This is a genomic window from Aeromonas sp. WP2-W18-CRE-05 (assembly GCF_014168615.1).
GTDB lineage: Bacteria > Pseudomonadota > Gammaproteobacteria > Enterobacterales > Aeromonadaceae > Aeromonas > Aeromonas caviae.
This window is the reverse complement of record NZ_AP021917.1, coordinates 979,262-998,351: the sequence shown is the minus strand read 5'-3', so window position 1 is coordinate 998,351 and position 19,090 is coordinate 979,262. Positions and strand designations below refer to the sequence as shown.

The following is a 19,090-nucleotide window of genomic DNA, read 5'->3' as shown; positions in this document are numbered from 1 at the left end:
GCCTGCGAGCGTTGCCATTCTAAGGCCCACCAAGGCCCGCTATACTGGCTCCCTCATTTTCATGCGGGGAGCCTGCCGTGTCTCATAACGACGAACTCTCACTGTTCCTGCAGGAAGTGGCCGACGTGCGGCCCCTTCGCAGCGACCATATCGCCCCCGTTGCGGGCAACAGCCAGCCCACCGAGGCGCAACTCGCGCGCCGGGAAGCCGCCACCGCCGAACAACTCACCCTGGATCACCTTGGCACAGAAGCAGTCGAGATGCTGGACCCCCACGCCATCGTCGGCTTCAAGCGTGACGGCGTGCAGGAGGGGGTCTACAAGAAGCTGCGCCTTGGCAAGTACGAGCTGCAAGGCTCCCTCGACCTGCACCACAAGACGCTCAACGAGGCCCGTATCGCCCTGGTGCAGTTCGTCCAGGAGTGCGAAGTGCGGGATATCCGCTGCCTGCTGATCCTGCACGGCAAGGGGGAGCGCAGCACCCCGCGTGCCCTGCTCAAGAGCCATGTCAGCGCCTGGCTGCCACAGTTGCCTTCGGTGATGGCCATGCACAGCGCCGAGCGCCGCCACGGCGGCAGCGGTGCGCTCTACGTATTGCTGCGCAAGAGCGAGCGCAAGAAGGCGGAAAACCGCGAACGGCACCAGAAGCGCCTCGGCTGACTGCCTGAGGGTGGCACCAGGGTGGATGGCAGTGCTAGCATCGGGCGGCCCCGATCATGCCAGGTACGGGGTGCATACCATCAGGGACGATAACAAGGACAATCCCATGTCATACCAGAAACTCGAACAACATCAGCAACAACTGCACCGCCTCTCTCACCTCTCCGCCATCTGCGGCTGGGATCAGGCCGCCATGATGCCGGAGGGGGGCAACGAGGCCCGCGCCGAGGCGATGGCGGAGCTTGGCGTGCTGATCCACGGCAAGCGCACCGCCCCCGAGCTTGGGGAGTGGATTGCCAAGGCAGAGAGTGAACCGCTGGACGAGCACCAGCGTGCGAACCTGCGGGAGATCAAGCGCCAGTGGCAGGATGCAAGCCTGCTGCCGGGGGCGCTGGTGGAGGCGCTTTCCCTGGCCGGCAGCAAATGCGAACACGCCTGGCGTCGCCAGCGCAAGGAGAATGACTGGGCAGGTTTTGCCCCGAACCTCGAGGAGGTGGTGCGCCTGTCGCGGGAGGTGGCTCGCCTGCGCGCAGAGGCGCTCGGGGTGCGCCCCTATGACGCCATGCTGGCGCTGTACGAGCCCGGCATGACGAGCGCGAGGCTGGATCAGATCTTCGGCGATCTGACGAGCTGGCTGCCCGGCCTCATCCAGACCGTGAGCGAGCGGCAGAAGAGCGACACCCTCCTCACCCCGCAAGGCCCGTTCCCGGTTGCGACGCAGCAGGCGCTCGGCCAGGAGGTGATGGGACTGCTCGGCTTTGATTTTGCGCACGGCAGGCTCGACGTGAGCAGCCACCCGTTCTGCGGCGGCGTGCCGACGGAGCTGCACAGTGCGGTATAACACGTAACGTTTATTGCACTGCACTAGCAGCACAACAGCCAGAGAACGCACTGTATAGCGTTGTAAGCCACTTTAAAGCTAAAGGCACACAGCTGGCATAGGCCCACAAAGAAAGCGCTTAAAACGCCGGGGAATAGCTCTAACATGAAGTACCACATTTACAGCCGGATCAGCAGCACAAAACAGACGCAAGGCGTAGGCTTAGACCGCCAAGAGCAAAACGCATTGGAGTACACGGCTAGGAACAAATTTGAAGTAGCGAACGTAAGTTCAGATGTTGCCTCTGCGTATCACTCTAAACATATGGAAGGAAAACTAGGTGCATTCCTTGCTTCCATTACATCAAAAGAAATAGAGACACCATGCGGGCTTGTTGTGGAGTCCTTGGATCGCCTTGGTCGTGAGCATGAACTTACTGCACTCTCACGTTTTATAGACATAGTGCAAGCAGGCGTTGAGATTCATGAAATCAGCACTGGGATAATTTATAACCAGACAGATACGCACTTGCTGCATGTGGCTCTTTCCATCATGACCCGTGCCTATAATGAATCCCTCATGAAAGCAAAACGTTCTAATGACGCCATCCAGCGTAAATTAGGCGAAGCCCGAGACGGTAAGATCATCAGCACTACAATTCCAGCGTGGATTGATATAATCGGTGATAAGTTCCAGCTGAATGAACACCACCATACCGTAAAGCGCATCTTTGAAATGTACTTGAATGGAATGACCCTAAGACCAATCGCCAAATATCTTAACGATAACAATGTGCCCTATATGCCCCCAAAAGTGGCCACTAAAGGAGTAAAAAACGGCGATTACCGATGGAATTCAAGCCGAATACTTACTGTATTAGCATCTCCTTACGTTTATGGCGTATACACCCCTAAAAATGGTGAACCAATCGAAGATTACTATCCTGCTTGCATAGATGTAGCTACCTTCCTTAAGGTAAAAGAAATAAGAAAAAATAGACAAATCAAAGCCGTAAAAGTAAATGATCTGCTAAGCATTGTCTCAGGTTGTTGCTCATGTTCAATGTGTGGACATTCATACACGGCTAATTTAAGAACATACACCAATAAGCAAGGATTAGTGGAAACAATTGGCATGCGGTGCAATGGTCGCCTTGTGGGCATTCCATGTAAAGGTGTACTTGTTCCAAATGATAAACTTGAAGCTTATGTTCTGCCTCTTATTCCATTGGATATCAGCAAACTTAATCGCAACAAAATGCGGACATTAGATAATCTTAAAGCCCGTTTAGCCATATATCAGCAGCAGCAAGAGAACATCATGGATCTTGTAGTTATGGGTAGTGCACCAGCGAAAACCAAGTATAAAGAACTGGAAGTCAAGATAATTGATCTATCAGTTAGAGTAAAGAAATTAGAAACCAAGCTTGTACCTGAACCTCAAGAGGACATTAGCTTGCTAACATTGGACTCCAATAATATTGAGATCAGAAGGAAAGTGAATACTCAGTTACAGCTGATGGGACTTAAAGTGCAGATCAATTGCATAGCTACAGGAAAAGCGCAGATACAACTTAGTCTAAAGGGTGTACAGGTTCACAAAGGGACCCTCACGTGGAGTAAAAAGAAAAGGATTGATGCTCGTAAATAGTGAAATTATTTTGAAGCCAAAAACTTCCAAGCACATAAAAATGAAAGCATGTCAGGATTCGTAGTTGTAGATAAAATTAATCATTTCGATGAAAATAGGCAGAACAAAGGCCATGGTGATATATAAAATTTCCATACCCAACATATTAGCCATCAGGTTCATCATAATGCTTTTTGTATATTAATTTTTCAATCAACAAATTTTACCTATGTCAATAAATTATTTGTTTTTATAGTGATCCGCTAGGATAAAAAAACAGTAACATGATGAAATTCACATGCTTGCGTATTGGTTATAGGCGAGTTAAATACGAGTTTGTGTGTTTTGTCGAAGACAACAGCCAGCGAAGCAATATTACTACATATATTTAAAATTCAGATACTTCCTTGTTATTTCACTCAAAAAAAGAGGGATTATCGTGCTGCTGTTGACTTTCGGACGAAGTACGAAGGCAACACCGCACGGGAAAACTCATATATGGACTTTCGAACGAAGTGAGGAAGGCCATCTACGACGTTATGAAATAACTGAGCAATCATGTATATATTAAAATAATAAACTCCGCCACCAATCAGGCGATGCGTAAAAATACCAAAACTAAGATCTTGATTTATATCAAGTATTTTTATTTCGCATTTTACAAATAGCCTGATAAGCTTGAATTAGATATTAGATTTTACCCAACTCCTTTAGTTCCTTCTTGATGCGCTCCACTGTGCCCTTGCCCACCCCTGATTCCTTCACAGTGGCTGGTATAGTTACCCCATGCTGTAGGCAAGTAACCACGGCATACAGCTTTTCTGGTGATGTACGTTTGAACTTATTGGCGATCACGGCATCAACCCCACACGCTTTGATTGTACCCAAGCCCTCTGGTGAATTACTGCTTGAACGCACTTTCCCTTTCTTACCTATAAGCTGTGCTGCTACTTCAGTGAATATACGTTGTGCATTGTCTGGCGTCATGTCACCTAGGTGCGGCTGGGTGCTTTGCCAAATGTTACCATTGGGCAAATGCATTTCGAATGTCATATAATGTTCGTCGTATGCAGCTACGAAACACCCTATGACTTCACGTGATGCATTTGTTTCACGCTGCACCAATTTGTATACATGCCCAAATGCAGTGGTTACCCCATCGCGTTCTATTTTATAATACTTCGTATAGGATTTAACACGGCCAACATAACCATCCTGCCAGCAACCAAGTACAGCACTGTTTATATCCTTGAATTGTTTTACAGACTGAACATGGTATTGCTTAGTATGACTATCACCCATCTCATTATGGTTGTGAACACGAACATACCCAGTTATTTGATCCTTGGAACGGAATGCTTTTTCGGCATCACTTTTCAAGCGTAGATAAAGCGAGGTGTTGATTTGTTCCTTCATCATTTTTCCTTTTTGGTTGTTGATTAAATTATCCTTCCTTGGGGCATTGAATAGCGCGAGTTTCATTGGTATACGAAAGCCCTCCGTAAAAGAACAAGAGGGCTATCGCATATCTTAAAAGTGCGTATTTGGAATTTTAATAATATGTTAGTTGCCTAATGGCTTACATTGATTGGAATAAGACTGATACTCATTACTTGCCATCTCAGCCTCACGCTTCAGGTCAGCAGTTTTTTCATTAATCAGGTTGTTCAATGTATGCTGATCATATAAGCCTTGGTAGCTATTGCGGAGATCTTTGCGCATATCCATATATGTACTCCAACGCATTTTCATCATCTCACTTAGCTGGAATGCATTGCTCTCGAAGTCCGAGCAGTCAACCTGAGCTGCTTTGCTGCCAACTTGCGGAATCTCTTGCTGCTTGGGTGTTTCTTGCTCAACAGGCTCTTGTACTGGGTCTACATACTTGTAGATTTTGCCAACCTTTGTTGCTGCCTTTTCCTTAACATTTTCGTCAATCGCTTTGGCTGCTGTGGTATAGAATGCGGTTGCATTCTTCGCAAGGAATTGTTGAATCTCATCGCTCTTGTCTAACTCTTTCTCTGACCATTCCTTACCAAAGACCAAGCCGTTCTTGGCATAGTTGGCTTTACAACCCTCTTTGAATTGCTTATCGGCAATACCAAGCACGTAATTGCTAATTTCATAATATTCATGACTGGTCAAGCCCATCACCTCCGCTTGCTTGCGCTCAATGTGTTTGCCTTCAAGGGCTTCCCAGCGGGCGTTGCGGATTGGGCCAGCGCCATCACCACATATCATGTTAGCCAAATACTCAGCGTTGGCGTCGCGATGCTCCGCTTCTGCGTGCACAACGTTGACAAAAGTAGCACAAGCGATCAGGCCCCAAGAGATTACGTTTTTCATATTGCGTATTCCGTTATTAGTGTTTATATGTGTTGTTCTTATATTTTATAATAAGTTTCCATCCAGGTCTTTCAAAAAACACTCCGAAAAAGTAAAAAAAAACCACCAAAAAACACAAAAACATTAACTAATAAATCAATTTGATAACACGCAAGGGTCTTGATATGTGATAAAAACATTAGTTACGCGGAGAGTGATTTTCCCGATACAGTAATAATTCACTCTATTTCCTAGAGAATACCGAGATGCTCTACAGCTTAAATAATGTCTTACACTGCTTTCAGTAGAAAACAAACTAAAAACAATATTATCATCTGCCTTGTAGTTATTTTATCTTGTGAGTGCATTTTAAATATACGATTTATAACTCCAATACAAAAAACACGGTGTAAGAAGATAGTGCCATAATACTAGTTGTTGCATAGGAGCCTTTTAGACTCTGTTTTAAAATTCCTCTCATCTAAATAGCAGTTCCGAATAGTACGGCACTGGGGGAGCTGATTAGTCACCAAACAATACCCATCACATCCAAAGAACCTGTTGTGACCCCTGAGGCCATAACAAACGAGCCTTCTATAATGGCGTTCAAACACAAGTAAATGTCACATATCTCAGTATGTGCAGCTTTTTCTTCCCTAGTTGCATAGTCTCATCAAGTATGTTGGCGGCACCATTCAGCTCCACCACAAAGCCGAATCTGCATTGCTTACCTAGGCCACCAGCAACGACACCTACCACAGGAGAGGTGGGGTAGTAATGGGGCTGTTCACTGGTTTTCTCTTCTTATTGTGTTGGTACCTTGTTATAATAAGTAAAATCAGGTTTGTACTAAGAACTTGCCATTTTTATTTGAAAAAATCTGTAATGCTCCAATCATCCTGGACACCACTTTAGATGGCACAGTCATCTCCTAATAATCTGATGTAAGCAGTTACCCAAGGCAGATACAGACCGCCGCTGTGTTGGCATCAAATCTAGGAGTTAGCGTGCACACGCTTGCGGGGGTTAATATCAAGAGGGTCATGCTAACTGCCCCAACCAAAGTTCTTGACAGCACAAGCATTAATATGCCTATAGGTTTGGCATAGTTGTTGACTGTTGGGTGGTTAAGTCCATCTATTCAATCTGAAAGTGGCTCATAATATTACATGAGAAATAAAGGGTGTGCCTCCAAGCGCAGGCCTCCTCATTTTTAATATTGACCTGTTATTGTTGCATGCTCTTGTTCTAAAATTTTTGTCCATGAAAAAATAATTCTACAAAGCAAGCTCCTGTTCTTAAACGACATCAATGATGGAGGGTGCAAACAAGTCCCTGATATGAGATCATTAGCATCACTAGATACCACGGAAAGGAGCCAAATGAGCCTCAATATCATTTTCAAAGACAGTGAGTTCAATGGTAAATGCCGTAAAACTCGCAAAAGACTGGCAACGATTAACGTACCTACCCACTTGATACCATGTCGCGTATTCACTGCATACAGCAGTGTTATAACCTTCAGTGGCGGCGTCATGGAAGGTACACTCGACGAAATAGCCTCAATGCGTCCGTCCGCCAAACTCTGCTTGAACCATGCCATCTCTGACCGCGCCATCATCATGAACACTCGTCATCTGCTAGATCCGCACTACCTGACACGCCAACTTTCCCTAAGCTTTATGTGATGGTTATTAATATTTTTTAATTGGAGTTCATATGAAAAAAAATGTAATTGTTTTGGGGTTGATCGCTTCTTTTTCATTAATACAGCTTGCACATGCAGGTTCTAATGAACTTGCACCAACTTGGTTTCAACCCACATCGTTCTATCCTGCGACTGGTTACGCTACGGATAAAGCCGTTATATCAACACTTAATACGGTCTGTGATAATGTATGGCGTGGAGATAAGAATGCTGCAAACGCATTTGAGGGTTCATTAGGCAGAACAATCTGTTCTGACAAAGGTGATGGTAAACCTCTGGTATTAACCATTATCTCTGATGCAAAAGTTAAACGACCAGGAGGTGCTAGTACGAAATATGTTTCTGACCTGCTTGTTGTATCCGGCCTAGGCACGGGAAAAAAAGATTATGAACGGAAGTGTAGTTTTACTGTACAAAATAAACTCCAGTCTATTGCCATTACTGATAACTTAACGACATCCGGTGCTGAATGGGCCTTTAAATTTGAGGGGAAGGAAAACAACGCAATAAGCATTGTTAAGAATTCAATTGAATTCAATGTAACTGTGGATTGTCCTTCTCTTAAGGTATATCGTAAGGCATTATTCAATGCAGATGGTATGTGGCGCGATACTTTTTAGCCACGAGTAATTTGTATACATAAAGTAAAAGAGTGTGACTAAGTATCACACTCTTTTATATTAATGTCTCTCTTGAACTCTGATATAATAAATCCATACAGTGCATATAAGGCCTGTTCTACCTTGTCTATTAGGTGTGTTTTTATTAAGCCAGCATGGACTAAGACATATAGAATAGATTAACTATCTAAATTCGTATTTGCTTCCGCTTAACCCGCAGTTACGGGATATAGTCCTGATGCTGGAACAAGCGCCCAAACAACGTCAGCATATAGCTACGTATATCCTCAAGCTCACTGTCTGGATAGATAGCAGTAGGCAAGCCCTCAATCTTCTCACATAGATCCAAGTACAGCTGCCGTAACTCTACAGGCAAGTCATTCTCTGCTGTAATTTGTGCGAGCTCTTGACCGTAAATTTCGCCTAATGTTTTTGCAGGCGTACCACGTTCGTAAATGTAAGCAATGGTATTGAGTAACTTTGCATAGGCGTACGTGTTTTTCATGTGAACTCCCCTTAGATAGATATGGATTGCTATCAACACTATTATCACACATTAATAAATTGTGACCAGTAACAGTAGATGCTCTTTATGCTGAGCCCTCTGTACCTTTGCTCATGCGGGCTCCAGCCTCTTGAGGCTGTGCTTTTTCAGCAGTACTATCTTTTGCGTAGTATTGCCTTGCGTAGCGACGTGCGCATCACCACGCGCTACAACGAGCAGGAGTTCGTCTCCAGCCTGATGGGCATCGTCCACGAGACGGGCCACGCACGCTACGAGCAGGGCCTGCCGCGCGCACTGCTCGGCCAGCCGGTGGCCGAGGCGCGTTCCATGGGCATTCACGAGAGCCAGAGCCTGTTCTGCGAGATGCAACTCGGCCATCACCCCGCGTTCCTCACGCTGATTGCGCCGCGCATTCGCGCGCACTTCGGGGCAGAGGATGCGCTCGCACCCGCGAACCTCGAGAAGCTGTACAACAGGGTCGAGCCCGGCTTTATCCGCGTCGATGCGGACGAAGTCACCTACCCGGCCCACGTCATCCTGCGCTACGAGCTGGAGCGGGACCTGATGGAAGGGCGCATCGAGGTCGCGGACATCCCCGAGCTGTGGGACGCGAAGATGCAACAGTGGCTCGGCTTGTCCACGAAGGGCAATTACCAGAACGGCTGCATGCAGGACATCCACTGGACGGACGGCTCGTTTGGCTACTTCCCGAGCTACACACTCGGCGCCATGTACGCGGCGCAGCTGCGCTTCGCGCTGGAACGTGAGCTCGGCGACATGGGCACGCTCGTAGAGTCCGGCCGCCTGCCGGAGATCTTTGGCTGGCTCGGTCGCCATATCTGGTCCCAGGGCAGCCTGCACGGCACGGACGAGCTCATTCGCCGCGCGACCGGTGAGGCGCTCAATCCCCAGTGGCTGCGCAAACACCTCGAACAGCGCTATCTGAAATAAGCGAGGTTGACCCCCCCCCAGCCTCCCCCTTCACAAGGGGGAGGAGCTAACCCCGCCCCCGTTCACAGAGGGGAGCTGTTTGTCCCCTCCCCTTACGAAGGGGAGGGTTAGGGTGGGGTCCTGCCCCCCCTAACCTTACAAAGGGAGGACTGGGATTCCTCGGATCGCACTATTTTTGCTATCCCTGTCCGTTTTTGGCTAGTCACCCCTCTCGCCCCCGCTTAGTCTCTGGGACATGCCCACAGCAACCCGAGCCATGCCATGACCACAGAGCCCCCGCATTCATCCCAACGAGACGAGATCATCCCGGGTCTCACCCGGGAGCAGTGCCACGCCGCACGCCTCGCGCGAGACGCGCGTTTCGATGGTCGCTTCTTCACCGGGGTGCTCTCCACCGGTATCTATTGCCGCCCCGTGTGTCCGGCGCGGGCACCGCACGAGCACAATGTGCGCTATTTTCGCTTCGCGGCGGCGGCGGAGCAGCACGGGCTGCGCCCCTGTCTGCGCTGTCGCCCCGAGCTCGCACCGGCCCAGAGCGGCGATCTGCCACCGCTCGTCGCCCAGGTGCTGGCGCGCATCGAGCGCGGCGAGCTGGCGGAGCACAGCCTGGGCTCCCTTGCAACGCAGGCCGGGATCACGGAGCGCACCCTGAGGCGCCAGTTCGAGCAACACCTCGGCGCCTCGCCGAAACAGGTGGAGCAGACGCGCCGCCTGCTGCTCGCGAAACGGCTTTTGACGGAGACGCGCCTGCCCATCACGGACGTGGCGTTTGCCGCAGGCTTTGCGAGCATTCGTCGCTTCAACGACGCCTGGCGGCAGGCGTATGGCATGACGCCGGGCGCCCTGCGCAAGCAGGAAGGGGGCGCGGAGCAGGATACGCCGCAATCGAGCCTGCAACTGCACCTGCTGTATCGCCCGCCGTTCGACGTCCAGGCCATGCTCGCGTTCTACCGGTTGCGCGCCATTCCGGGGCTGGAGCGGGTGGATGAGCACGGTTACGAACGCCGTCACCGGGTCGGCGAGCAGGAGGGGCTCATCCGCATCGAGCCCGTCGAGGGGGAGAGGCTCAGACTCACGGTGCAGGATCTGCCGCCGGGTGCGCTGCCGGACATCCTGTACCGCGTGCGCCGCATGTGGGATCTCGACGCCGACATGAGCCGCATCGGCGAACACCTGGGGCAGGATCCGCTGCTGGCGCGGATACTGGGGCGCTGGCCCGGGGTGCGGCTGCCGGGGGGGTGGGATGAATACGAGGTGATGCTGCGCGCCATCGTCGGCCAGCAGGTGTCGGTCAAGGGTGCCATCACCATCATGGGGCGCCTGGTGGCGCGCACCCTGGCGCAGTTCGGTACCGCACAGCTGCCCACCCCGACCCAGCTGTGCGAGCTGGATCTCGACGGCATCGGCATGCCGGGCAGCCGCATCCGCACCCTGCAAGGGCTGGCCTCGGCGCTCGCAAGCGGCGCACTCACCCTCGCCACGGCAAGCGACGAGCAACTGCTCGCGCTGCCGGGCATAGGTCCCTGGACGGTCGCTTACTGGCGGCTGCGCTGCGGGCTCGACACGGATGCCTTCCCCGCCTCGGATCTCGTGCTGCAAAAGGCGCTGGGGGGCGGTGACAAGCTGCCGGTGAAAGAGGTGACAGCGCGCAGCGCCCCCTGGCAGCCGTGGCGCGCCTATGCCGCGAGCTGGCTGTGGCACGCCATGAGTGAACAACCGGCGCTGCTCACCCGGCCAACACAGACACAAGACGAGGAGAAGAGCCCATGATCCGCTATGACATGATGCCCACCGACCAGGGCAAACTGCTGGTCGCCATCGACGAGCGCGGTCTGGTCCATGTGGACTTCCTGGCCGGACTGCGGCCGCTGCCCGACATGCAGGACTGGCAGCAGGACGGCGAGGCGCTCGCCCCCTTCCTAGCCGAGTTTCGGGACTACTTCGCGGGCCGGTTGCAGCGCTTCACCCTGCCGCTCGCCCCCAGGGGCACGGCGTTTCAGCAAGCGGTGTGGCAGGCGCTGTGCGACATCCCCTACGGGGAGACCCGCAGCTACGGCGACATCGCCCGCACCATCGGCAAGCCAAACGCGGTGCGGGCGGTGGGTGCCGCGAACGGCCGCAATCCGCTCTCCATCATCATCCCCTGCCACCGGGTGATCGGCCAGAATGGCAGCCTCACCGGCTATGCGGGAGGCCTGCCCATCAAGCAGGCACTGCTGACGCTGGAGAGGGCCTCTCGTTGATCCGGCGCAGCCCGGCCAGGGCTCACTGCCGCTGCGCCAGCCAGCCGTGAAACCCCAGCGCCTGAAAGAAGCGGTGCGCCGCCGCGAAACCGGCCCCTTGCAAGAGGCGCCGGGTCTGTCCCTCGTCCAGGGAGGTGAAATCCTCTCCGAGGCGGCGCACCATCTGCTCGCAGGCAGGAAGCGGCAGACCGGCGAGGGCGGCTTGCAACCCCATCGCCTTGCGCTCGAGCGGGTCCGTGGGCGCCATCAGATCCGCCAGCAGCAGGGGAGCACCAGGATTGAGCTGGCGATAAATATCACCCAATAGCGCAGCTTTGGCATCTTGCGCCAGAAAATGCAGAACCAGCAGACAGAGTGCGCCATCGCAAGGCTTATCCACCACAGGCAATGCGCCCAGGTGCCAGCACACCCTCTCCCCCATGCCCGCCTGCTCGGCCCGCACCCTGGCATGGGCCAGCATGTCCGCCGAGATATCCTGGGCCACAAAGGTCCAGCGGGGGCAGAGACGGCCAAGTAGCAGCAACTCGCTGCCCGTGCCCACCCCTACCAGCAGCACCCTAGCCTGCTGGCCCAGCGCGGCCATCAGCCGGGAGGCACAAAGCTGGTGCAGCAGCTCGTAGCCTGGCACCAGCAGGGGGATGCGGCTGTCATAGGCCTTCGCCCCTTCTCCTTCGAATCGCTCCGTCATCTTTTGCTCCTTTGGTGTGAGCCCCCTTGATAGGGGCTGCCGCCGGGAGAAGGTCAAGAGCCACAGGGGCGAGCCAGTTGCCAGCCCAGCCCTTCCCATGAAGGGAGGGCCCTAGCCCCCCTTGCCCAGCGCCGCTTTCAGAGCCGGATTGAAGACGCGCTGGAGGGAGGCGGGGTTGTTCACCAGCTTGGCCGCCGGGCGGCGCGGGCGCCTGGCCAGCTCGCCGCCACAGTTGGGGCAGGTCAGGTGCAGATACTGATCGTTGCACTCGGCGCAGAAGGTGCACTCAAAGGAGCAGATGTAGGCCGTCGCCGTGTCGGCGGGCAGATCCCGGTCACAGCACTCGCAGTTGGGTCTGAGTTCAAGCATGGCAAGTTCCTGAAGCGCAAAGGGAAAGCGGGAAAGAGGGCAGCTCAGTCGACGATAAAGAGGCGAGCGCCCAGTTCGGTATAGGAGCGATGGGGTTCGGCGTTGTCCGCCACCTGGTAGCTCATGCCCGGCGTCAGGGTGAAGACGCGGCCATCCTGCAACTCGGTGTGCAGCTCCCCTTCGAGGCAGAGCAGCACATGGCCCTTGCTGCACCAGTGATCCGCCAGATACCCGGGGGAGTACTCCACCATTCGCACCCGCAGATCCCCGAACTGCCGGGTGTGCCAGCGGGCGACGCCGCGCTCTCCCTTGTGTTCGGTCGGCGGGACCTCGGCCCAGTTCGTGGTGCAAAACGGCAGTGCATGGATGTTCATGACGGATCCTTTGTCAGAAGAAGGCTGGGGGAAGGCGGCTCACCACGGGATATCCGTGACTAGGCCGCGCCCCATACTGCCATCAAATCCGCTCCAGCCCCATGCCCACACGGGCAATCATCCTCTCTTCAGGCTGCCCATCACCTGCATCTCGCAGCGGTGGCAGTCAAAACGCAGGCGGAAACTCTCCTTGCCCATCTTGAGCTCCAGGGGCTCGGCCTTGAGACCGGGCACCTCCTTGGGGCAGAGCTGCTGGCTGTAGCGGATGCAGTGCTTCGTTGTCATCAGCACCACTTCCCGCTCCTCCTTGTTCGCCTCATACGCGGGGGCGATGCTCCCCACCCCGTGTTCGCGAAAGAACTGCTCCGCCGCGCTGTTCAGCACATTGCCGAGGTAGGAGAGCCGATGCTGGGGATAAACGGCGCCTCGCAGGGGAATGCGCCGCTCGGGTCGCCGGTAGGCTGCCAGACGGGCCGCCTCCAGGGCGGCAATGCCGTCCCGGCGCAAGCCGTTAAGCTGTGAAGCCGCAATAAATAGCGGGCGAGTGAATGCCAACTCAATCTGGCGCGCCACAAACAGGGTGTTGCCGAGTTTGCCGAGCTGATCCCTGGCCTGTTGCAGCGCCCGTTCCGGGTTGTCGGCCGGCTGTTGGTCGCAGGGGAGCGTGACGGCGGCGCCGACGCCCTGCTCGTCCACAAGTTCGAGCCGCAGTCCCTCGTCGCACTCCGATAGCCGCATATCGACCCGGATGCGGCGATCCGCGCTCCCCTTTTCGAGCTGCTTGCTGAAGGCCTGATCGTGGTTGCGAAAGATCTCGGTGCCCACCTTGAGACCGGGCATGGGTTCCGACAGGAGTAACCGCTTGCTCTGTGCCTTCTCCTCCACTTTATTGAGGCGCATCCCCACCAGCTCGCCCCCCGGCTTGAAGAAGCCGAGGCCATCGCCGTTGTTGAGGGCAACGGCCTGGCCGTCGATCTCGATGCCATCGCGGGTCACGCTGGTGACGCGCCCGAGCGGCTCCCCTACGTATTTCGGGCTGCGCGGCGAGTCGATGCCTGGCTGTCGGCCATGGAGGAAGTAGTCGGTGCTGCCCCGGTTGAAACTCTTCTTGGGATCCGGCGTAAAGGTGTAGCTGCAACGACCGGCGGAAGCGGCCACCAGATCGGGGCGGCGCTCCAGGATGGTGTCCAGCTTCTGACGATACCAGGCAGTGACGTTCTTGACGTAGTCGAGCCCCTTGAGGCGCCCTTCAATCTTGAAGGAGCGGATCCCTGCGGCGATCAGCGCCTCCAGGTTGTCGGTCTGATCCATGTCTTTCAAGGAGAGCAGGTGGCTGTTTTCCACCAGCACCTCCCCCCCTGGCGTTTGCAGGGAACAGGGCAGCCGACAGAGCTGGGCGCACTCGCCGCGGTTCGCGCTGCGCCCGGTGCGGGCGTGGCTGATGTTGCACTGGCCGCTGTAGGAGACGCACAAGGCGCCGTGGATGAAGAACTCCAGCTGCACGCTCGTGGCGGCGCTTATCTCGCGGATCTGCGCAAGGGAGAGCTCGCGGGCCAGCACCACCTGGGAGAAGCCCACATCCTGCAGAAACTTCACCTTTTCCGGGGTGCGGTTGTCGGTCTGGGTGCTGGCGTGCAGCGCGATGGGGGGTAAATCGAGCGCCAGCAGCCCCATGTCCTGCACGATCAGCGCATCGGCGCCCGCCTGGTAGATCTGGTGGGTCAGGCGCCGGGCCTGCTCCAGCTCGTGGTCGTGTAGCAGGGTATTGAAGGCGACGAAGACCTGGGCGCCGAAGCGGTGAGCATGGCGAGCCAGCGCCTCGATGTCCTCAAGGCTGTTGCCCGCTGCGCTGCGGGCACCGAAGGCGGGGCCCCCCATGTAGACGGCATCGGCGCCGTGGTTGATGGCCTCGATGCCATAGGCGAGGTTCTTGGCCGGGGCCAGCAACTCCAGGCGGTTGTGATGGTTCTGATCGCGCATAACGTCCGGTTCGAAGGGCTGCAAATGGCCGCCACTCTAGCCAGACTCCCCGCTCCCCGCCTTGATCCCGCTTAAGATCGCCGCAGAATGCAGGATTGACCCGGTACAAGAACGTCTGGCTGCCCCCTCATCCCCCGGCCCTGAGAGAGGGCCGACTACGCTGGCACCCGACGCAGAGCTAGATCACGACCTTGAGGGCCAGCCCCAGCAGCACCAGACCGCTCACCTTGTCGATCACGGTGGATTTGGCCTTGAGCCAGGCGAGTACAGGCCCGCGAGAGAGCACCAGGGCCACCAGCACATACCAGAGCGCATCGATGCCGCCTGCGGTCATCATCATGATGCCCCCCTCACGCCAGCCGGTGTCGGCATGCACGAACTGGCTGAACAGGGCGATAAAGAAGATGGCGAGCTGGGGGTTCAAGAAGGCCACCATAAAGCCCTCGAACGCCCCTTGACGTCCCCGTGGCGGGTGCCCCTCCTCCTTGCCTGCCTCACCCCCTGCGGGCCTGGCCAGCAACGCCTTGATCCCGAGCCAGGCGAGGAACGCCGCGCCGCCGTAGCGGATGAGATCGAACAGCAGCGGGGTCTGGGTGATCAGGATGGCGAGGCCGAGGGCCGTGATCAGCGCATAGATGCCGACTCCCAGGCCGTGTCCCAGCGCCGTGGCGACCCCGTGGCCCTGCCCTCCCTGCACCGTATTGCGGATGATCAGTGCCAGGCTCGGCCCCGGGCTGATGGCCCCCATCACGCAAATGGCGGCCAGCGCCAGCCAACTCGTCAGCTCCATACCTTCTCTTCCTTCGTGTCGATTGTTGTCACCCGGGATCAGGGTAGGGGGTGGCTCGCTATGCCAGAAGTGAAAGTTATGAATAGAGTCCATAGCCAGTGGCTATAGAGTGGCACAACCCGCTGCCATCAGCGGCCCGCCTGCGGCCCTCGGGCCAACTGCTTGCGACTCTCCCCCAGGGTGAATTGCAGGTGATCCCGCAGGAAGGGATAGGCCAGCTCGCGAAACCAGCGGTGAGCCGGATCCAGGTGGTGGCGCTGGTGCCACAGCAGATGATACTGCTGGACCCGGGTGGCGAAGGGGAGATCGCAAAAACTCAGGGCATGTTCCCGGGAGAGCTGCCAGGCGATATGGGCCGGGGTGGTCATCAGACAGTCTGTGCGCAGCAGCACCTCCACCGCGGCCTGGAAGAAGGGCACCCGGGCAAACCAGCGGCGGGAGAGCCCGCGGGGGGCCAGCACCTGCTCCACCGGGCTGTCCTTGTCCCCGCCCCCGCTCACCTGCAGGTGGGGCCAGGCGAGGTAATCCTCCAGGCTGAGCGCCATGCCAGAGAGCGGGTGATGGCGCCCCATCAGCACCACCAGCCTGTCCTCCCCCTGATGCAGGCCACGGATCTGGTCCGGCACCAGCTCCGTGATGGTGGAGACCATGTCCAACTCCGATTGCCAGAGCTGGGGCAACTGGCGCTTGTCCCACAGGCTGTACTCCAGCGCCGCCCGGGGGGCGGCCCTCGCCAGGGCCGCACAGATGTCCGGCAGGATGTGCTGGGCCACGTAGTCGGAGGAGGCGAGCCGAAACACCCGCTCGCAGCGCTCGGGGGCAAATTCCGGCGCCTCGTAGAGCCGCTCCAGGGCACCGAGGGAATCGGCAAGCTGGGCCGCCAGGGCCTCGGCTCGCGGGGTCAGCAGCCAGCGCTGCCCTTCCCGCACCAGCAGCTCGTCGCCAAACTCGCTGCGAAGCTGGCCGAGCTGCTTGCTGATGGAGGGCTGGCTCAGGTTCAGCAGCTCCGCCGCCCGGCTGATGTTGCGGGTCTCCAGCAGCACCTTGAGGGTGGGCAAGAGATTGAGATTCGCTTTGTGCACAGGAGTCACCTCGGGAAGGGGTCGCCGGGATCGGGCCTTCATCTTACGGCAAGGAGAAGCGGAAATTTAAGCAAAATCACGGTCTTGCTCCCGCCACTCCCCTTACACTGGGGGGGCCGCAGGATGACAGTGAACGCCCCGTGCGGCATAATTTCGCCACTTTCCGCCCCAGAGCGGCCATCACGACAAGCGACGACAAGATGACATACGCCACTATCACCGGGTGGGGAAAATGCCTGCCCCCCGCCTCGCTGACCAACGATGACCTCGGCACCATCATGGATACCTCGGACGAGTGGATCTACCCGCGCACCGGCATCAAGGCCCGCCGGGTCTCCCATGTCAGCACCCAGGCGCTCGCCACCCTGGCCGCCCGTCGCGCCCTGGCGTGCGCAGGCCTGGACGCCGCCGCCCTCGATGGCATCATCCTCGCGACCGCCACACCGGGCACGCTGGTCCCCAATGGTGCCTCCGCCGTGCAGCAGGCCCTCGGCGCCCACAAGGCAGCGGTGTTCGACCTCAACGCCGCCTGCACCGGCTTCGTCTATGCCCTCTCGGTCGCCACCTCCCTGGTGCAGACCGGCATGATGCAAAGGGTGCTGGTGATCGGTGCCGAGCGATTGACCCAGTTGCTGGACTGGGCCAAGCGCGACACCGCCGTGCTGTTCGGGGATGGCGCCGGCGCCGTCATCATCGAGGCGAGCAAGCAGGAGAGCGGCCTGATTGCCAGCAAGCTCGGTTGTGACAGCGAAGCGCGGGAGATACTGCACGTGCCGAACTTCGGTACGGATCGGGTGCGTTTCGACGACATCGACGGCCTCTTCACCTTCAACTTCGAGGGGCAGGAGATCTTCAAGCGCGCCGTGCGCGGCATGGGCGAAGCCACCGGCACCGTACTGGCCCAGGCGGGCATCGCCCCCGAGCAGGTCGACCTCATCGTGCCGCACCAGGCGAACGTGCGCATCATCGAGACCCTGGCCAAGCGGATGAACGCCCCCATGGAGAAGGTGATGGTCAACATAGAGCAGTACGGCAACACCTCCGCCGCCACCGTGCCCATCGCCCTGTGCGAGGCGCTGGAGCAGGGTCGGGTCAAGCCGAACAGCTACCTGCTGACCGCCGCCTTCGGGGCCGGGCTGACCTGGGGCGCCGCCCTCATCAAGTGGGGAGACCGCGTCACCCCGATCGCGAGTTGCGACGAGGTGCTGCCCCCCTGCGAGCAGAGCGCCCTCGAACTCATCGCCCATGCGGTGCAGGGTTGCCAGCAGGCCCGCCCCGCCGACGCCTGAGCGAGCGCCCGCTCCCCATGATCCGCCAGGAGCCCCGGGGCTCCTGGCTGCCAGCCCCCCTACGCCCCCTCGCCGTTTCGGCAGCGACATAAAAGTCATTGAAAAGTGTGAATTTTGAGCGAAACATATCAAAAAATGACCACTTGACACTTTTTTGTCGTCAGAATGCGGCCAAGGGGTTCACAACCTTGCCGGATCTGGTAGTATGCGGCCTCGCACTTGGGGAGGGGTTCCCGAGCGGCCAAAGGGATCAGACTGTAAATCTGACGGCTCTGCCTTCGAAGGTTCGAATCCTTCTCCCTCCACCATTCAAGTGCGTCAAGTAAGTAAAAATCAGGAAAATACCCCGTGGAGGGGTTCCCGAGCGGCCAAAGGGATCAGACTGTAAATCTGACGGCTCTGCCTTCGAAGGTTCGAATCCTTCTCCCTCCACCATCTTCCTGAGCACAATATGCAATGCCCCTGTGGAGGGGTTCCCGAGCGGCCAAAGGGATCAGACTGTAAATCTGACGGCTCTGCCTTCGAAGGTTCGAATCCTTCTCCCTCCACCATCCTTCAGACAACCCGGCCTCGCGCCGGGTTTTCGCTTTTCTGGATAGAATCCACATGGCGCTGTCAGATCTGACAATTGCCCTCCCCGCACTTTTTAGAAACAGTGGAGCCTCATGTCGCAAGGAGTGCACACAGATGTTTGAAATCTGGGATGAAACGGGTCGCGAGCACGGGCTGACACTGCCCGAGCTGCAACTGCGGCTGCGGGATTACCAGGGAGACGTGATGGTGCGCTACCTCAACCGCCTCGGCCTGCCGAGCACCCTCTTCCTGACCATCCGTCAGGGATGCGCCTATCAGCGCTTTAAGGCGGGTTCCCCCATGCTCGACTGGTCCTGGCTTGCCCAGGCCATGCACGCTGCCCCCCTGGCTGGCGCCGCACCTGCACAGGGCCATGCCCTTCCCTGACCCCCTCCTTCCTGCCCACGCCCAAGCAGGGCCCATTATCAGACTCTTCCTACAGCCTCCCTTTAGACCCTCCCTGTATGATGCGTAACCATGTTCCC

At 56.5% G+C, this 19,090-nt stretch carries 17 protein-coding genes, 3 tRNA genes and 2 pseudogenes; 13 read left to right on the top strand and 9 right to left on the bottom strand.

Going from position 1 to position 19,090, the window contains the following annotated elements; all coding sequences use genetic code 11:
* Nucleotides 1–77 precede the first annotated feature (77 nt).
* From smrA to H7R73_RS04940, 3 genes and pseudogenes are all read left to right on the top strand, one after another.
* Nucleotides 78–659 carry a DNA endonuclease SmrA gene (gene smrA, locus H7R73_RS04950; protein WP_041211226.1) on the top strand — a complete coding sequence of 194 codons (582 nt, stop codon included), beginning with the start codon at nt 78–80 and terminating at the stop codon, nt 657–659.
* A gap of 106 nt (nt 660–765) precedes the next feature.
* Nucleotides 766–1,485 (top strand): annotated as a pseudogene (locus H7R73_RS04945) (carboxypeptidase M32); the annotation flags it as partial.
* 159 nt (nt 1,486–1,644) lie between these two features.
* The gene (locus H7R73_RS04940) at nt 1,645–3,129 is read left to right on the top strand and encodes a recombinase family protein (protein ID WP_182951543.1); all 1,485 of its coding nucleotides are present in this window, start codon (nt 1,645–1,647) and stop codon (nt 3,127–3,129) included.
* 669 nt (nt 3,130–3,798) lie between these two features.
* Here H7R73_RS04940 and H7R73_RS04935 read toward each other — a convergent pair.
* Complete coding sequence (locus tag H7R73_RS04935) at nt 3,799–4,524, bottom strand: hypothetical protein (protein ID WP_182951542.1); 726 nt, start codon at nt 4,522–4,524, stop codon at nt 3,799–3,801.
* A 147-nt stretch (nt 4,525–4,671) separates the two neighbouring features.
* Nucleotides 4,672–5,454 carry a hypothetical protein gene (locus H7R73_RS04930; RefSeq protein ID WP_182951541.1) on the bottom strand — a complete coding sequence of 261 codons (783 nt, stop codon included), beginning with the start codon at nt 5,452–5,454 and terminating at the stop codon, nt 4,672–4,674.
* Nucleotides 5,455–6,815: 1,361 nt separating this feature from the next.
* Between H7R73_RS04930 and H7R73_RS04925 the strand changes: the two genes are divergently transcribed.
* Entirely contained in the window at nt 6,816–7,121 is a 306-nt protein-coding gene (locus H7R73_RS04925; RefSeq protein WP_182951540.1) for a hypothetical protein, read from the top strand.
* A gap of 31 nt (nt 7,122–7,152) precedes the next feature.
* Nucleotides 7,153–7,761: a hypothetical protein gene (locus H7R73_RS04920; RefSeq protein WP_182951539.1), complete on the top strand. Its 609-nt coding sequence runs from the start codon at nt 7,153–7,155 to the stop codon at nt 7,759–7,761.
* A 220-nt stretch (nt 7,762–7,981) separates the two neighbouring features.
* Here H7R73_RS04920 and H7R73_RS04915 read toward each other — a convergent pair whose 3' ends face one another.
* Nucleotides 7,982–8,266: a hypothetical protein gene (locus H7R73_RS04915; protein ID WP_182951538.1), complete on the bottom strand. Its 285-nt coding sequence runs from the start codon at nt 8,264–8,266 to the stop codon at nt 7,982–7,984.
* A gap of 183 nt (nt 8,267–8,449) precedes the next feature.
* Here H7R73_RS04915 and H7R73_RS04910 point away from each other — a divergent pair.
* The 3 genes and pseudogenes from H7R73_RS04910 to H7R73_RS04900 form a co-directional block, all read left to right on the top strand.
* Nucleotides 8,450–9,217, top strand: a pseudogene (locus H7R73_RS04910) (carboxypeptidase M32); the annotation flags it as partial.
* A 261-nt stretch (nt 9,218–9,478) separates the two neighbouring features.
* Nucleotides 9,479–10,987, top strand: a complete 1,509-nt coding sequence (locus H7R73_RS04905; protein WP_103260719.1) for a DNA-3-methyladenine glycosylase 2 — start codon at nt 9,479–9,481, stop codon at nt 10,985–10,987.
* Nucleotides 10,984–11,460 carry a methylated-DNA--[protein]-cysteine S-methyltransferase gene (locus H7R73_RS04900; protein WP_041214637.1) on the top strand — a complete coding sequence of 159 codons (477 nt, stop codon included), beginning with the start codon at nt 10,984–10,986 and terminating at the stop codon, nt 11,458–11,460. The genes H7R73_RS04905 and H7R73_RS04900 overlap by 4 nt, the downstream gene beginning before the upstream one ends.
* 22 nt (nt 11,461–11,482) lie before the next feature.
* On the opposite strand, the gene H7R73_RS04895 is transcribed toward H7R73_RS04900, so the two are convergent.
* The 6 genes from H7R73_RS04895 to H7R73_RS04870 all read right to left on the bottom strand — a co-directional run bounded on the left by H7R73_RS04895 (nt 11,483) and on the right by H7R73_RS04870 (nt 16,743).
* Nucleotides 11,483–12,148, bottom strand: a complete 666-nt coding sequence (locus H7R73_RS04895) for a class I SAM-dependent methyltransferase (RefSeq protein WP_042017733.1) — start codon at nt 12,146–12,148, stop codon at nt 11,483–11,485.
* Between the two features lie 111 nt (nt 12,149–12,259).
* Entirely contained in the window at nt 12,260–12,517 is a 258-nt protein-coding gene (locus H7R73_RS04890) for a DUF1272 domain-containing protein (protein WP_182951537.1), read from the bottom strand.
* A gap of 44 nt (nt 12,518–12,561) precedes the next feature.
* Complete coding sequence (locus H7R73_RS04885; RefSeq protein WP_039041054.1) at nt 12,562–12,891, bottom strand: DHCW motif cupin fold protein; 330 nt, start codon at nt 12,889–12,891, stop codon at nt 12,562–12,564.
* A 117-nt stretch (nt 12,892–13,008) separates the two neighbouring features.
* Complete coding sequence (locus H7R73_RS04880) at nt 13,009–14,871, bottom strand: peptidase U32 family protein (protein WP_103260720.1); 1,863 nt, start codon at nt 14,869–14,871, stop codon at nt 13,009–13,011.
* A gap of 178 nt (nt 14,872–15,049) precedes the next feature.
* On the bottom strand, nt 15,050–15,661 hold the full coding sequence (locus H7R73_RS04875; RefSeq protein WP_041211219.1) for a LysE family translocator: 612 nt from the start codon (nt 15,659–15,661) through the stop codon (nt 15,050–15,052).
* Nucleotides 15,662–15,789: 128 nt separating this feature from the next.
* Nucleotides 15,790–16,743: a LysR family transcriptional regulator gene (locus H7R73_RS04870; protein WP_103260722.1), complete on the bottom strand. Its 954-nt coding sequence runs from the start codon at nt 16,741–16,743 to the stop codon at nt 15,790–15,792.
* A gap of 200 nt (nt 16,744–16,943) precedes the next feature.
* On the opposite strand from H7R73_RS04870, the gene H7R73_RS04865 reads away from it, so the two are divergent.
* From H7R73_RS04865 to H7R73_RS04845, 5 genes are all read left to right on the top strand, one after another.
* Complete coding sequence (locus tag H7R73_RS04865) at nt 16,944–18,032, top strand: ketoacyl-ACP synthase III (RefSeq protein WP_042864321.1); 1,089 nt, start codon at nt 16,944–16,946, stop codon at nt 18,030–18,032.
* 223 nt (nt 18,033–18,255) lie between these two features.
* Nucleotides 18,256–18,340: transfer RNA gene (locus H7R73_RS04860), tRNA-Tyr, on the top strand.
* Nucleotides 18,341–18,382: 42 nt separating this feature from the next.
* A tRNA-Tyr gene (locus tag H7R73_RS04855) sits at nt 18,383–18,467 on the top strand.
* Nucleotides 18,468–18,498: 31 nt separating this feature from the next.
* Nucleotides 18,499–18,583: transfer RNA gene (locus H7R73_RS04850), tRNA-Tyr, on the top strand.
* Between the two features lie 136 nt (nt 18,584–18,719).
* A complete protein-coding gene (locus tag H7R73_RS04845) occupies nt 18,720–18,992 on the top strand; it encodes a hypothetical protein (RefSeq protein WP_010673275.1) in 273 nt (90 codons plus the stop codon).
* Nucleotides 18,993–19,090 lie beyond the last annotated feature (98 nt).